The following is a 13,854-nucleotide window of genomic DNA, read 5'->3' on the forward strand; positions in this document are numbered from 1 at the left end:
CGGCCGTGGCCTGCCGCCGGGGCCGCGCGGACTCCTCTCGCGCCCGCCAGGCCTCCTGCGACCCTTATGCTTTGCGTGTGTTGCGTCGCTGGTGGCCATTTCTGGCCGTGGCCGCGCTCCTGGCCGCCGCAGGAGCCACCACGTCGATGGCGCAGCTTCCCCTGTTCGAGGCCAAGCTGGGCATCGGTGAGCCCGGCAAGCCGCCTGAGAGCGGAGGGCGGGCGAGCCTGCAGCCCAGGCCCGACAGCGGATCCGATCTGGAGGTCCCGGGGTGGTTGGTGTTCGCCGTGCTCGGGTTGATCCTGGCCGCGGTCGTGGTGATCGTCGCCGTGGCGATCGCGTCCAACCTGAAGCTCGGGTCGCGCTTCCGGCGGCGGGCGATCCGCAAGCCGCCCGTGCAGGCGCCCCCGTCCTCAGTGGACGCCGAGGTCGTCGCGGCCCTCGACGCCGGCCTGCTCGAACTCGATGAGGCCGATTCCGACCCGCGCCGGGCGGTCATCGCCTGCTGGGTCCGGCTTGAGCGCGCCGCGGCGGCTGCGGGCACGCCCCGGCTGCCCGGCGACACCGCGACCGACCTGGTGTTGCGGCTGCTCACCGGCCATCGGCTCAGCGGCACCGTGCTCACTGGATTTGCCGACGTCTATCGTGTGGCCCGGTACGCGACGCGCCATCGGGTCGATGAGGGCATGCGCGAGCAGGCTCGCACCGCGCTGTGGCGGTTGCGCAGCGAGCTGACGGAGATGGAGGTTGTGCATGAGTGAGCGCACATCCATCGATGATCTGTTCAACAGCGATCCCGACCCCGATGCCCCGCGTGGCCCAGGGCCGGGGCGGCCGCGTTACATCCGCTGGCTGAGCCTGCTCGCGACCTCCTCGGTGCTGGCCGTGCTGGCCTTCGTCGGGCTGCGGATGGCCGAGTTGACCGCGCCGCTGCCGTTCCTGTTCGCCGCGTCCATGGCCGTGATCGCGGTGTGGCGCATGGGCGCCGCCCTGCGGCCACCGCTTGCCTCCCGCCAGGCCGGGCGTTACCACGCGGACAAGACGAGCGCCCCCGACGGCGTGGCTCAGGCCATCGCCCGCTGGGACACGATGATGGATTGGAGCCACACCGATGCCGCGCGCTTCAACCGCAAGGTGCTGCCGCGCATCGCCGAGGTCGTCGACGAGCGCCTGCGTCAGCGCCACGGCATCACCCGGGCCGGCGATCCGCAGCGCGCCCGCGCCATCCTCGGCGATCCACTGTGGACCTTCGTGACGACGCCGAGCCGTCGGCCGCCCCAACCCCGCGAGTTAGATCAGATCGTCACCGCGCTGGAGAAGCTATGACCAAGAAGATTATGCCGATGGCCGCCGATGAGATCGGCAAGCTGTCGCAACAGGTGCTCGATCGCGTGGGGACAGTCGTGGTGGGCAAGCGGGAGTCGCTGGAGCTGGTGCTCGCGGGCATACTCGCCGGCGGGCACGTGCTGCTCGAAGACCTGCCGGGACTGGGCAAGACACTGACCGCGCGTTCCTTCGCGCAGGCGCTCGGCCTGGACTTCCGGCGCCTGCAGTTCACCCCCGACCTGCTTCCGGCCGACGTCACCGGATCGTTCCTCTATGACCAGCGCACCCACGACTTCACCTTCCGGGCCGGGCCCATCTTCACCAATCTGCTGCTGGCCGACGAGATCAACCGCACGCCGCCCAAGACCCAGTCGGCGCTGCTTGAGGCCATGCAGGAGAAGCAGGTTTCGGTCGAGGGCGTCACCTACCGGCTGGAGCCGCCGTTCCATGTGCTGGCCACGGCCAACCCGATCGAATACGAGGGCACCTATCCGCTGCCCGAGGCCCAGCTCGACCGGTTCCTGCTGCGTGTTTCGTTCGGCTATCCGGAGCTCGACGAGGAGCTCGTGGTGTTGCGGCGGCGCATGGCGCGCAAGCGCGAGGAGAGCGAGCTGGAGCCGGTCGTCGATCCGAAGACGCTGCTACGCATGCAGACTGGGCTGGAGGAGATCGAGGTCGAGGAAAGCATCAGCCGGTACCTGGTCACGCTCACGGCCGCCACCCGAGACCACCATGCCGTGCTCGTCGGCGCCTCGCCGCGCGGGTCGCTCGCGCTGCTCCTGCTGTCGCGGGCGCGCGCCGTCATGGCCGGGCGCGATTACGTCATCCCTGAGGATGTGAAGGCCGTGGCGCTGCCCGCGCTGGCGCACCGGATCACGCTGCGGCCGGAGATGTGGCTCAAGCGCGTCGATCCGGCGACCGTCGTCAACGACGTGCTGGCCGCGACGCCCACCCCGGCCAGCGGCTCGCTGCCCGGCCGCCCGCGCCCCGCCGACGACCGCGCCGAAGAGCTGACGTGGCGCTGACACCCGCCGTCGGTCCGATGCGCCGGGGGCCGGTGTGGGATTGAGGCCTGCCGTGCCGCCGGCCGACGCCGTGCAGGCGGTGGAGGAGGAGCAGTGGGTGCCGACCCGCGCTTTCGGGCGGGCCGTGCTCATCTGCGGGCTGGTGTTGCTGATCGCGGTCCTGCTCGGCCGGGCCGACCTCGTGGTGCTGGCGGCCCCGCTCGCGCTGAGTGTCGCGTTTGGACTGGGGCGGCGCCCTTCGGGGACACCGGGTCTGCGACTGTCGACCGTCGAGACCCTGCCCGTGGAGGGCGGCGACATGGGCGCGACGGTCGAGGTCGAAAACCGCGATCGGGTGGGTTATGACCTGACTGTCTTGCAGGTACAACATTCTCCCTGGCTGAAACTGGCCGACGGCGACCGTCCACATGCGACATCGGTGGCGCGCGGGATGGCCACCGCGGTGGAGCTGAGCGGGCCGGCGATCCGGTGGGGCAGGCAGACGCTCGGCCCGGCATCGGCCTATGCGGTGGCGGCCGACGGCCTGCTGCGCAGCAAAGCGGTCGTGACCGGGGCACTCGGCGTGCGGGTCTACCCGATGACCGACCCGTTCGAGGCCGACGAGGCGATGCCGCGCGCGGCCGGGCTCGTTGGCCAGCACCGCTCCCGGCGGCCCGGTCAAGGAGGCGAGCTCGCGGGCGTGCGCCAGTTCGCGCCCGGCGACCGGCTGCGCCGCATCGATTGGCGCGTGTCGCTGCGGACGGAGCGGTTGCACGTGGCGGCCACACTGTCCGATCGCGACGCCGAGGTGGTGATCCTGATCGATTTGCTGGCGGACGCCGGGCGGTCGGAGGGGATCACGGGCGCGGCGTCGGTGCTCGACCGGGCGGTGCGGGCGAGCGCGGCGATCGCGGAGCATTACCTGCATTTGGGCGACCGGGTTTCGCTGATCGAGTACGGAGCCTTTGCGCGCAAACTGCGCCCGGCCAGCGGCCGGCGGCAATACCTGACCGTGCTGGAGTGGCTGCTCGACGTGGACCCGTCGCCGGTGGCGCGCGAGCGGGCCGGGGCGCAACTGGCCGCCGGCATCTCGGCCGACGCGCTGGTGGTCGTGCTCACGCCGTTGCTTGACGCGCGATCGGCGGGCATGCTCGCCGGGCTGGCCCGGGCGGGCCGGTTTGTCGTTGCGGTGGATACGCTTCCGCCCGAAGTCGAGCCGCCCAAGGCATCGAGCAACTTTGGTGATGTCGCGTTTAGACTGTGGCGTTTGGAGCGCGAGAACACGATCGGCCAGCTGCGGGAGCACGGCGTGCCGGTGGTCGCGTGGGCGGGTGCGGGCAGCCTCGACGCGGTCCTGCGCGATGTGGCCCGCATGGCGACGGCGCCGAAGGTGGGTGCACGGCGATGACGGCATGGGTCAACCGGCTTGCCCGCGTGACGGCGGTGCCGTTGGTGCTGCGCGGGATCGTGTTCGCGGCCGCGTGGCTGGGCCTGTGGCTGGCCGTGCCCTCGCCGGTGGCCTCCCTGCGTGTGGCGCTCTTGCTTGTCGTTGTCGCGCTCGTGCCCGCGCTCATCCCCGGCACCCGCGTGGTCGATGGGGTCATGCTCGCGATCGTCGCGCTGTGGGTGGTGTCCACGCTCATGGTCGGGCAGGCCGCCGAACCGGTGCACACGTTCATGACCGGCGCCGCGCTGTATCTGACCCATTCGGCGGCCGCTTTCGCCGCCGTGCTGCCCTACGACTCAGTCGTTGATGCGCAGGTCGTGGTGAGATGGGCGGCCCGGTCGGTGTTCGTGCTGGCTGCGGCTGGTGTGGTGACGGCGGTCGTGGTGCTGTTCGCCCCGATGGCCGGGCAGACGACGTCGGTGGTGGCGCTGTTCGCCGGGCTGGGGATCGTGGTCGCATTAATCGCACTGCTCGCCCGGCGCAGGGGATAGGCCCTGCTCAGCGCCGGGAAGTGATGCCGATCGCTGATACGGATCACAGGGGTCGTTCAAGCTTGACCCGGGCCGTCGGGGGTACGTTGAGGGCGTGACCACTCAACGGACACAGCCCCGGATTCTCATCGTGGGAGCCGGGCACGTTGGTCTATATGTTGCGGTGCGCCTGATGCGCAAGCTGCGCTCCGGCGAGGCCGAGGTGACGGTCGTCGACCCGCAGCCGCACATGACCTATCAGCCGTTCCTTCCCGAGGCGGCGGCCGGCAACATCTCGCCCCGGCACACCGTCGTGCCGTTGCGCCGCGAGCTGCGCGGCTGCAAAGTGATCAATGGCGCGGTGACGCGGATCGAGCACGAGCGCCGCATCGCGCACGTGCAGCCGATGGTCGGGCCGGCCCGCGAGGTACCATATGATCATATTGTTGTCGCTCCCGGCAGCATCTCTCGCACGCTGCCCATCCCGGGTCTCGCCGAGCACGCCGTCGGCTTCAAGACCATCGGTGAAGCGATCTTCCTGCGCAACCAGGTGCTGGAGCGGCTCGACATCGCGGCAACGACGACGGACCCCGAGACCCGCAAGCGGGCGTTGACGTTCGTCGTTGTCGGCGCCGGCTTCGCGGGCGTCGAGGCGCTGGGCGAGATGGAAGACATGGCCCGCGACGCGATGAAGTATTACCCCGAGCTCCAGCCCGACGACATGCGCTGGGTGCTGGTCGAGGCGACGCAGCGCATCCTGCCGGAGGTCGGCCCCGAGATGGGCGCCTACACGGTGGAGCAGCTCGTCAAGCGCAACATCGATGTGCGCCTGGGCACGCTGCTGCAGTCGTGTGTGGACGGTTGGGTCAAGCTTTCCGACGGTGAGCAGTTCGGCGCCGACACAATCGTGTGGACGGCGGGCGTCAAGCCGCACCCGCTGACGCTCGCGACCGACCTGCCGACCAACGCCCGGGGCGGGATCGTCTGCGACGCGGCGCTGCGCGTGGTCCGCGACGGCAACGTGCCGATCCCGGGCGCGTGGAGTGCGGGCGACTGCGCGGCCGTGCCCGATCTGACGGCGGCGGCGGGGGAGATGTGCGCGCCCAACGCCCAGCATGCGGTGCGGCAGGCGAGACTGTTGGCCGACAACATCGTCGCGACCCTGCGGGGCAAGGGCATCCGGGCATACCGGCACAAATACGTGGGCTCGGTGGCCAGCCTCGGGCTGCACCAGGGCGTCGCGCACATCTACGGGTTCAAGGTCAAAGGCTGGCTGGCCTGGTTTCTGCACCGCAGCTACCACATGAGCCGCATCCCGTCGCTCAACCGCAAGGTCCGGGTCATCGCCGACTGGACGCTGGCGTTGTTCCTCAAGCGCGAAGTCGTGGCGCTGGGCGAGCTGCACGAGCCGTTCGAGCCCATCAAGGAGGCGAGCACGCCCAAGGCAAGGGCCGTCGAGGCGCTGAGCGCGCCCGGTGAGAAGGCCATCGCGGAGGCGCACGCGCCGAAGCGGGATTGACCATGAAGTTGGCGTCGCGACACACCGTCGAGCATGGACTTATGTTCATGATCGACGGGGTTCTAGGGGGTTAGGCCGGATTGGTAGGCGAAGACGACGAGTTGGGCGCGGTCGCGGGCGCCTAGTTTGGTCATCGATCGGCTCACATGCGTGCGCACCGTGGCCGGGCTCAACACCAGCCGTTGCGCGATCTCGTCGTTGGTGAGCCCCTCAGCCACCAGCGCGACCAGCTCCCGCTCGCGATCGGTGAGCCGCCGGATCTGCGGGTGTGGCGTGGCCTTCCGCGAGCCGGACACGAACTCGCCGATCACCCGCCGGGTCACCGACGGCGAGAGCAGCGAGTCGCCCGCGGCCACCACCCGGATCGCGTTGAGCAGGGCCTCCGGGCTGGTGTCCTTGATGAGGAACCCGCTCGCGCCCGCCCGCAGCGCCTCGAACACATACTCATCGAGCTCGAACGTCGTCAGCATGATGACCCGCGTCGCCTCCAGCGCCGGGTCACCGGCCACCGTGCGCAGCGCCTCGATGCCGTCCATCACCGGCATCCTGATGTCCATCAGCACCACGTCGGGCCGGGTCCGCCGGATGAGCTCGACCGCCTCCCGCCCATCGGCCGCCTCGCCCGAGAGCATCAGATCGTCTTCGGTTTCGACCAGCACCCGCAGGCCGATCCGCACCAGATCCTGGTCGTCGACGATCAAAACCCTTATCATCCAGTACCCCTTCGTAGCGGCAGCCGCGCGACGACCTCAAACCCGCCCTCGGGACGCGGCCCCGCCGAGAGTGTCCCGCCCAGCCCGGCGGCCCGTTCCATCATCCCCGTGATCCCGTGGCCTTTTGTCGCGCTCGCAGTTGGCTTCTTGCTCCCGTTGTCGGTGACCCGCAGCTCCAGCGTCTCGGGCTGGTAGGAGACCCGCACGTGCGCCGCGGCGCCCTGCCCCGCGTGCCGCAGCACGTTGGTCAGCGCCTCCTGCACGATGCGATAGCCCGCGAGGTCCACATTGGACGCCAGATCGGCCGGACGCTCGCCCGCCACCTCGACCCGCACGCTCAGCCCGCTGCCCGTCATCCGCGACACGAGCCGGTCCAGCTGCGCCAGCGTCGCGGACGGCCGCCGTTCGTCGCCGTCGTCGCTGTCCGGCGCCCGGAACACGGCCAGCGTGCCGCGCAGCTCGTCGAGCGCGTCCCGGCTGGACCGATGGATTGCCTCCAGCGCGAGCCGTGCCTGCTCCGGCCGCCGCTCCAGCACGTGCAACGCGACCTGCGCCTGCATGTTGATCGCGGCCAGGCCGTGCGCCATCACGTCGTGCACCTCGCGCGCGACACGCAGCCGCTCCCCGTAGATCCGCTCGCGGCGCTGCTCGGCCCGCGTGGCGCGCACGAGCGGGATCGTCACGCCCATCGCCCACGGCAGGAGCAGCCACGCCGCCCAGGGCAGCGTCCAAACCAGACTGTCGAGCCCCTGGTCGAACACCAGCCGGTAGGCGTGGCCGAACAACACGACCAGAGCCACCCCGCACGCGATGAGCGACTGGCGCATGGGCAGCCTTGAGGCCACCGCATACATCGCCACGGCGGCCGGGAACAGCGCGGGGCCGAACGGATAACCCATAAGCAAATAGAGGGAAACGGCGAGCGTGACGATGGCGAGCACAACGACCGGCCGTCTTCGCCGGGCGACCAATGCGCCCGCGGCCACCACGATCAGTGCCCCGCCCAACGCGTCGAGCGGCAACCGGTCGGACTGGCCACGGACCGCAAAGTAGGACCCGATCAGGCCGATCACCATGAGGAGGAGCGCGAGCAGCACGTCGAAGAGCAGCGACCGCGTGGACTTCCTCATGCCAATGAGGCTAGGCGGCATCGCGCTCCGGCGCGTCCGGCGAGAAGAGTACAGCTCATACGGCAATGAGCGTATGCGAGGTGCCGACCCCGGTAGGACGACCGTTGCAGGCCCGCGCCGCGACCCTCATGGCATGAGCAGAATCAGACTGGCGGCCCCGGTTTACAAGGGCACCCTGGCGGTGCACATCATCGCCACCGGCGCATGGATAGGCATCGACGTCGTCATGGGCGTGCTCGTGTTCACCGCCATGTCCACAGTGGACAGCGCCGTGCGCATGCTGTGCCTGCAGGTGCTGCAACTGGTCACGGTGTGGCCCATGTTGGCGTCCGGCGCGGTGAGCTTGCTCAGCGGGCTGCTGCTCGGACTCGGTACCAAATATGGAATCGTCCGCTACTGGTGGGTGCTGATCAAGCTCATCCTCAACCTTGTCCTGATGGTGCTGGTCTTCTTCTCGCTGCGTCCCGGCGTGGCCGAGGTGGCCAAGACCGGCATCGTGGGCGACATGGTCTTCCCGCCGATCGTGTCCACCTCGACGCTGCTGTTCGCCGCGTTCATCAGTGTCTACAAGCCCTGGGGCCGCATCAGGCGCAGGCGGCTATAGATGTGCTGCGATGGCACGGATGTGCCGCACGTCCGTGCCGCAACACCCGCCGAGCACCGACAGCCGGCCGAAGTCCGCCCGCAGCTGGCCATGCAACTCGCCGAACTCCGTCGGGTCACCCGCGTCGAGGAACGGCGAGTTGTCCAGCTCCGCGTGGCTCATCCGGGACGCGTTGGCGCGCAAGCCCCGGATCCGCTCGGCCCATCCCGCATCCGGGTCGAGCGTCTTGCGGAAGTGGCTCGGGTGGGCACAATTGATCATGTAGTACGCGGGATAGCCGTCCGTGAGCTCGTCGACCGCGCTGATCGCGTCGCCCAGGGCGGTGTGCACGGGCAGCCGTCCATCGGTCTCCACGGTGAACGCCACCACGACCGGCATGCCCGCGTCGCGCGCGGCGAGCGCCACGCCCGCCGCCTCCTCCACGTAGCCCATCGTCATGGCGGTGACGAGGTCGGCCTCGGTCTCGGCGAACGTGCTGATTTGCGCGCTGTGATAATCCCGCGCAGCATCGAGAGACATCAGTTGCTCTGGTGCGTATCCGTCCCCGCGCGGCCCGACGCATCCGCTGACGACAATGGGCGCCACGTGGGCCTCGAACTCCGCCCTGAGGGCCGTCAGCATTTCGATCGCCTGCCGGTTGGCGTGGGCGAGCGCATCGGCGTCGTAACCCAGCCGGGTCGCCCAGTCGAGGCTGGCCCGCCACGTCGCCGATTCGAGCACAAACCCGGTCCCCGCCCGCTGCGCGACGGCGATGTACTCGCGATAATACGCGTCGAGCAGCCGCCTGCCCTTGTCTGTGGACAGCAACGGGAACGCGGCGAATTCGGGGAGCTTGGCCCCGCGGTTGAAAATGAGATCCGTCTCAACGCCGCCGTCGGTGAGAAAGACTCCCGATCCGAGCTGAGGCAGCTCGTGACCGTAGCGAGTCATTGTGTTCCTCCTGGAACTTATGTTTCCCTTATTTAACCGCCCCACTGTGCTGGGACGCCCAGCAATTACCGACTTCTGTCGATGATCCGACCCCGGCTCCAGCGCCACCGTGTGACAGGTCTCGATGAGTGCGAGTATGCGTTCGCGCAGCCCGTGCTTTTCGAGCGAGGGAATTCCTCCCGGAACGCGCGCAGGGATGCCGGCCGGCTGTTGGGCTTGAGCGGTACGTGCGATCTTCAAAATCATGGGCTCAGGCTGGCGCCCACTTGGTTACCCGCGAGTAAGGTGGGGCTTATGACTGAAGCTGTGATCGTCGCGACCGCGAGGTCGCCCATTGGTCGGGCCGGGAAGGGCTCGCTGAAGGATCTCCGCGCGGACGACCTGGCCGCGGCCATCGTGCGAGCCGCGCTCGACAAGGTGCCCCAGCTGGACCCGCGGCTGATCGACGACCTGTACCTTGGCTGCGGCCTGCCAGGCGGCGAGCAGGGCTTCAACATGGGCCGGGTGGTGGCCACGCTGCTGGGCTACGACCACCTGCCGGCCGCCACGCTGACCCGCTACTGCGCCTCCTCGCTGCAGACCACACGCATGGCCTTCCACGCCATCAAGGCGGGCGAGGGCGATGTGTTCATCAGCGCCGGGGTCGAGATGGTGTCCCGCTATGCCCGTGGCAACTCCGACCACCTGCCCGAAGAGGCGGCCGAGAAGGTGGGCGGCAGCTGGCACAACCCGCGCTTCGCCGGCGCCCGCACGCGCAGTGCCAAGCGGGCCGAGGGCGGGGCGCCCGACTGGACCGACCCGCGCGAGGCGGGCGACCTGCCCGACATCTACCTGGCGATGGGCCAGACCGCCGAAAACCTCGCCCAGATCCGCGACATTTCGAGGTTGGAGATGGACGAGTTCGGTGTGCGGTCGCAGAATCTGGCGGAGAAGGCCATCGCCGACGGCTTCTGGGCTCGCGAGATCACGCCCGTCACGCTGCCCGACGGCACCGTGGTGTCCAAAGACGACGGACCGCGGGCGGGCGTCACGCTGGAGGGCACGGCCGCGCTCAAGCCCGTCTTCCGCCCCGACGGCCGGATCACGGCCGGCAACTGCTGTCCGCTCAACGACGGCGCGGCGGCGGTCGTGATCATGAGCGATGGCAAGGCGCGCGAGCTGGGCATCAAGCCGCTGGCCCGGATCGTGTCGACCGGGGTGACCGCGATCAGCCCCGAGATCATGGGGATCGGGCCGGTCGGGGCGACGCGGGACGCGCTGAAGAAGGCCGGCATGACCATCGAGGACATGGACCTGGTCGAGATCAACGAGGCGTTCGCCGCCCAGGTGATCCCGTCCTATCAGGAGCTCGGCATCCCGCTGGAGAAGCTGAACGTCAACGGTGGCGCGATCGCGGTCGGGCATCCGTTCGGCATGACCGGTGCGCGCATCACCGGTACCCTCATCAACAGCCTTGAATGGCACGACAAGCGGTTCGGCCTCGAAACCATGTGCGTCGGCGGCGGCCAGGGCATGGCCATGATCATTGAGCGGCTGTGAGCCGGCCCCGCAGGGCCGCCAAATCCGCCACGGCCTTGGTGACGGCGTCGTCGTCGCCGGTCTCGATCAGGTCGTCGACCACCACGCGCAGCTGATCGGCGAGCGCGGCCGGGCCGAGCCGCGGCACCGCACGAGACGGGCCGGCGATGCGCTGTATGACCTCATACAGCGCATCGCCGCGATTGCCCCATCGCGCGGGTGTCCAGTGGGACACCTGGTTCACGATCAGGCCGGTGAGCTGTCGCAGCTCGCGGCAGGCCACCGGCGGCGTCATCCTGACGATCTCTGACTGACGAAGTCGTCAAGATCGGGCTTGGATGGCGCCGCCTTCCGGGGTGGCCAGCCCGCGAGTCGCGTTAGCGCTGGCAACGCTGGCTCAGCCATCAATCCTCTTGGAAGTACGACAGCAGGCGCAGGAACTCCAGGTACATCCAGATCAGTTCGACCAGGATCCCGAACGCGCCCAGCCAGCCGTATTTGCGCGGCAGACCGGCCGCCACGCCGTCCTCGATCTGCTTGAAGCTCACCACGAACATGAGCGCGGCGACCACGATGCAGATGAGGCTGAACCCGATCGCGAGCGGACCGCCGTCGCGCAGCGGGCCGACCGACCCCGAGAACATGTAGATCACGAAGTTGACCAGCATCACGATGGCCAGGCCGGCCGCCGCGCCGATGACGATCTTCATGAACTTGGGCGTCGCCCGGATGATCCGTGACTTGTAGAGGAACGCCATCACGCCGAACACGCTCAGCGTGGCGATCACCGCCGAGGCCACGATGCCGGGCCAGCGGGTGTTGAACACCTCGCTGACCGCGCCGAGGAACAGGCCCTCGACCACGGCATAGGTGCCGATCACGATCGGGTTGGTGACCTGGGCGAACGAGATGATCAGGCCGAGCACCAGCCCGACGATCATCGCGCCCATCCAGGTGACGGGGATGAGGCTGTCCGGAAGGACGACCCAGGAGATGGCCGCGGACAACGCGACCAGGCCGACCAGCGTGATCGTCTTGACCACGACGTCGTCGACCGTCATCACGTCGCGGGCGGTTGCCGCCTGGACCGGGCTCGGGAAGGCACTTGGTTGGGTGGAATAGCCCTGCCCGGCGGGTCCGCCGGGTACTGAGTAAGTTGGCTGCTGTGCAGCCGCGCTAAAGCGGCCCAGCACCGGGTTGGAACTCTTCACGCCAACAAGGATACGGCGCTTTGTCACATCGTGGGAACGATGGCGCCGATGGTGAGGCGATCGTCCACATGCGAGCGTGCTTCAGCGCAGCGGCCAGATGACCGCGTCCGACACCACCCTGCCCGGCCCGAGGAGCTGTTCGACCGTCGTTTGCAGCGCGGCGCGGTGCTTGTGCTCGGTGAGCACCACGCAGGTTGCCCCCCATTTGGCCAGGTCAAGGCGCGCCTGCGCGCGATTCTGGTCCGTGACCTCCGCCAGCTCGCCGGTCTTGGCCACCTCGGCGAGCAGGGCCGACGTCGGCCGCTTCCACGTGCCGATGGTCGCCCGGCCGCCCCGCCCGTAAGGTCCGATGAAGAAACCCTCCGGCATGCCGAATGCCGCGTTTTGGTCGGCCGCGAAGCGCATCGGCTGCGGCTCGGGCGGGGTCGGCAGCGGTACCGGAACGATGACATCTCCTTCATCGGCGCACTGCCGCCAATGGCCCTCGGCGTAGAACCGCGGGACCGGGGCCCGGTCGGCGGTGGGCAGCGGCACCGGAAGGATGGGCAGCAGAGCGAGCCCGATCGATGCGGGCACCGACCAGCGCACCCACGGATTGCCCGACCGCCACGCCTCATCGATGGCGAAGACCAGCAGGATCGCGATCAGCGGGATCGCCACCAGCGCGAAACGCAGCGGCAACGCCCCGTCGATCACCGGAATTCCTTTGAGCAACTGGTACGGCCCGGCGAGCCCGGTCGGCCGGCGGTCCATCACGATCATGGGCCCGAGCGAGAGCCAGCACATGATCAGACCGGTCAGGAACATCGGGATCACGATCGGCCGTTGGTAGAGCCACACCACCAGGACCATGATCAAGATTAGGAGGGGCCAGCCCAGGAATGTGTTGTACTCCGCCGGGCCGGTGCTCAGGCGGGCCGTCTCGGCCGAGCCGAACAGGGACAGGGGCGAATACGCGACGAAGCTGGCCAGGTCGGCGACGAAGTAGTCCGGGCTGAACACGCCGTTGGGCACCGACTGCGGCCCGCGGAACTGCATCCACAACGGGTAGGCCAGCAGCGGCACGGCCACCCCGACCGCGATGGCCAGGCCCAGCGCGAACCGGCCGATCCGGCGCGCGGGCGGCCGCTGGATGGCCAGGAAGAACAGCGAGACGAGGACCAGGGTGAACGCGGTCAGGTACAGGGTCTCCTCGCCGATGAACACCTGCACGGTGACCAATAGGCCGAACCCGACTGAGACGATGATCACACGCTTGGCCCGAAGCTGGGACTCGCCGGCGGCGCGCCAGAGCGCGATCACGCACCAGATCATGGCCGGCACGAGCCACTGCGCGGTCATGTGCAGGTGGCTGTTGGCCTGCGAGACCATGCCGGGCGCGAACCCGCAGAAGAACCCGCCGACGATCGCGGCCAGCGGCGTGGCCCCCAGCGTGCGGGAGAAGAGCAGGTACCAGCCCATCGCCGTGCCGGCAAGGTTGACCACCATGATCACGGCGAACGTGGTCGCCGCGCCGAACAGCCACGTGACCGGCGCGAAAATCACCCCCAGCCCGACGGTCGCCGCGTTGGTCAGCATGTTGATCCCGTCGGGGGCGTTCAGCCGGTCGCTCAACAGGCTGAAATCGCCCACCCAGAAGCGGCCGCCGTAGGACAGGAACCATTCGACGAGCACCTGGTCGGCCGGGTTCAGCGCCAGCGTGCGGGTGTCCGGATCGGACCACAGGCCCAGCGTCAGCCACAGCGCGAGCAGCAGGAAACCGAGCCCGATGATCGGGTCCCGCAGCCTGCGCGCGGGAACCCCCCGCAACCTGCGCAACAGCGCCCCCGGCGCCGAAGACCGGACACCGGGCGAGTCCGCCAAGTCCGGTCTTTCCGTTGTGCTCATCACCCGCATGACCTTAAACCCTGCGCCACTAACCCGATGGAGGCAAGGTGGCCGGACAGGCTAACGTTGACCTCCGAGTCGGCCTGTTATCGCAG

13 protein-coding genes and 1 pseudogene are annotated in these 13,854 nt (G+C 69.1%); 8 read left to right on the top strand and 6 right to left on the bottom strand.

Annotation, left to right across the window (positions count from 1 at the left end):
* Nucleotides 1-77 precede the first annotated feature (77 nt).
* The 6 genes and pseudogenes from DM816_RS10535 to DM816_RS10560 form a co-directional block, all read left to right on the top strand.
* Nucleotides 78-761: a DUF4129 domain-containing protein gene (locus DM816_RS10535; RefSeq protein WP_425455232.1), complete on the top strand. Its 684-nt coding sequence runs from the start codon at nucleotides 78-80 to the stop codon at nucleotides 759-761.
* Nucleotides 754-1,326 (top strand): hypothetical protein, encoded by a 573-nt coding sequence (locus DM816_RS10540; RefSeq protein WP_117209971.1) that lies wholly within the window; start codon nucleotides 754-756, stop codon nucleotides 1,324-1,326. The genes DM816_RS10535 and DM816_RS10540 overlap by 8 nt, the downstream gene beginning before the upstream one ends.
* Nucleotides 1,323-2,351 (top strand): AAA family ATPase, encoded by a 1,029-nt coding sequence (locus DM816_RS10545; protein WP_117209972.1) that lies wholly within the window; start codon nucleotides 1,323-1,325, stop codon nucleotides 2,349-2,351. The genes DM816_RS10540 and DM816_RS10545 overlap by 4 nt, the downstream gene beginning before the upstream one ends.
* A gap of 40 nt (nucleotides 2,352-2,391) precedes the next feature.
* Nucleotides 2,392-3,738 carry a DUF58 domain-containing protein gene (locus DM816_RS10550; protein ID WP_425455233.1) on the top strand — a complete coding sequence of 449 codons (1,347 nt, stop codon included), beginning with the start codon at nucleotides 2,392-2,394 and terminating at the stop codon, nucleotides 3,736-3,738.
* Entirely contained in the window at nucleotides 3,735-4,268 is a 534-nt protein-coding gene (locus tag DM816_RS10555; protein WP_117209974.1) for a hypothetical protein, read from the top strand. The genes DM816_RS10550 and DM816_RS10555 overlap by 4 nt, the downstream gene beginning before the upstream one ends.
* 172 nt (nucleotides 4,269-4,440) lie before the next feature.
* Nucleotides 4,441-5,688: pseudogene (locus DM816_RS10560) on the top strand (NAD(P)/FAD-dependent oxidoreductase); the annotation flags it as partial.
* A 140-nt stretch (nucleotides 5,689-5,828) separates the two neighbouring features.
* On the opposite strand, the gene DM816_RS10565 reads toward DM816_RS10560, so the two are convergent.
* Together DM816_RS10565 and DM816_RS10570 are read right to left on the bottom strand one after the other, a co-directional pair.
* Nucleotides 5,829-6,479, bottom strand: coding sequence for a response regulator (locus DM816_RS10565; RefSeq protein ID WP_117209975.1), 651 nt, complete (start codon nucleotides 6,477-6,479; stop codon nucleotides 5,829-5,831).
* Nucleotides 6,476-7,609: a sensor histidine kinase gene (locus DM816_RS10570; protein WP_117209976.1), complete on the bottom strand. Its 1,134-nt coding sequence runs from the start codon at nucleotides 7,607-7,609 to the stop codon at nucleotides 6,476-6,478. The genes DM816_RS10565 and DM816_RS10570 overlap by 4 nt, the downstream gene beginning before the upstream one ends.
* 133 nt (nucleotides 7,610-7,742) lie before the next feature.
* Between DM816_RS10570 and DM816_RS10575 the strand changes: the two genes are divergently transcribed.
* Complete coding sequence (locus DM816_RS10575) at nucleotides 7,743-8,213, top strand: hypothetical protein (protein WP_211588633.1); 471 nt, start codon at nucleotides 7,743-7,745, stop codon at nucleotides 8,211-8,213.
* Here the strand turns inward: DM816_RS10575 and DM816_RS10580 are convergent.
* Entirely contained in the window at nucleotides 8,208-9,143 is a 936-nt protein-coding gene (locus DM816_RS10580; protein WP_117209977.1) for a homocysteine S-methyltransferase family protein, read from the bottom strand. The two genes, DM816_RS10575 and DM816_RS10580, sit on opposite strands and share 6 nt — an antisense overlap.
* Nucleotides 9,144-9,437: 294 nt before the next feature.
* Here DM816_RS10580 and DM816_RS10585 point away from each other — a divergent pair, with 294 nt between their 5' ends.
* The gene (locus DM816_RS10585; RefSeq protein WP_117209978.1) at nucleotides 9,438-10,682 is read left to right on the top strand and encodes an acetyl-CoA C-acetyltransferase; all 1,245 of its coding nucleotides are present in this window, start codon (nucleotides 9,438-9,440) and stop codon (nucleotides 10,680-10,682) included.
* On the opposite strand, the gene DM816_RS10590 is transcribed toward DM816_RS10585, so the two are convergent.
* The 3 genes from DM816_RS10590 to DM816_RS10600 form a co-directional block, all read right to left on the bottom strand.
* Complete coding sequence (locus DM816_RS10590) at nucleotides 10,666-10,956, bottom strand: hypothetical protein (protein WP_117209979.1); 291 nt, start codon at nucleotides 10,954-10,956, stop codon at nucleotides 10,666-10,668. The genes DM816_RS10585 and DM816_RS10590 overlap by 17 nt on opposite strands.
* 109 nt (nucleotides 10,957-11,065) lie before the next feature.
* Nucleotides 11,066-11,872 (bottom strand): Bax inhibitor-1/YccA family protein, encoded by an 807-nt coding sequence (locus DM816_RS10595; RefSeq protein WP_117209980.1) that lies wholly within the window; start codon nucleotides 11,870-11,872, stop codon nucleotides 11,066-11,068.
* Between the two features lie 81 nt (nucleotides 11,873-11,953).
* Nucleotides 11,954-13,759, bottom strand: coding sequence for a glycosyltransferase family protein (locus tag DM816_RS10600; RefSeq protein ID WP_246001829.1), 1,806 nt, complete (start codon nucleotides 13,757-13,759; stop codon nucleotides 11,954-11,956).
* Nucleotides 13,760-13,854 lie beyond the last annotated feature (95 nt).

The organism is Allorhizocola rhizosphaerae, from assembly GCF_003426775.1.
GTDB classification, from domain to species: domain Bacteria; phylum Actinomycetota; class Actinomycetes; order Mycobacteriales; family Micromonosporaceae; genus Allorhizocola; species Allorhizocola rhizosphaerae.

Bases quoted from the DNA above. Each gene is read 5' to 3' on its own strand.
- DM816_RS10585 (WP_117209978.1), top strand. From the start codon at position 9,438: ATGACTGAAGCTGTGATCGTCGCGACCGCGAGGTCGCCCATTGGTCGG.
- DM816_RS10590 (WP_117209979.1), bottom strand. From the start codon at position 10,956: ATGACGCCGCCGGTGGCCTGCCGCGAGCTGCGACAGCTCACCGGCCTG.
- DM816_RS10545 (WP_117209972.1), top strand. From the start codon at position 1,323: ATGACCAAGAAGATTATGCCGATGGCCGCCGATGAGATCGGCAAGCTG.
- DM816_RS10540 (WP_117209971.1), top strand. From the start codon at position 754: ATGAGTGAGCGCACATCCATCGATGATCTGTTCAACAGCGATCCCGAC.
- DM816_RS10580 (WP_117209977.1), bottom strand. From the start codon at position 9,143: ATGACTCGCTACGGTCACGAGCTGCCTCAGCTCGGATCGGGAGTCTTT.
- DM816_RS10570 (WP_117209976.1), bottom strand. From the start codon at position 7,609: ATGAGGAAGTCCACGCGGTCGCTGCTCTTCGACGTGCTGCTCGCGCTC.
- DM816_RS10600 (WP_246001829.1), bottom strand. From the start codon at position 13,759: ATGAGCACAACGGAAAGACCGGACTTGGCGGACTCGCCCGGTGTCCGG.
- DM816_RS10565 (WP_117209975.1), bottom strand. From the start codon at position 6,479: ATGATAAGGGTTTTGATCGTCGACGACCAGGATCTGGTGCGGATCGGC.
- DM816_RS10575 (WP_211588633.1), top strand. From the start codon at position 7,743: ATGAGCAGAATCAGACTGGCGGCCCCGGTTTACAAGGGCACCCTGGCG.
- DM816_RS10555 (WP_117209974.1), top strand. From the start codon at position 3,735: ATGACGGCATGGGTCAACCGGCTTGCCCGCGTGACGGCGGTGCCGTTG.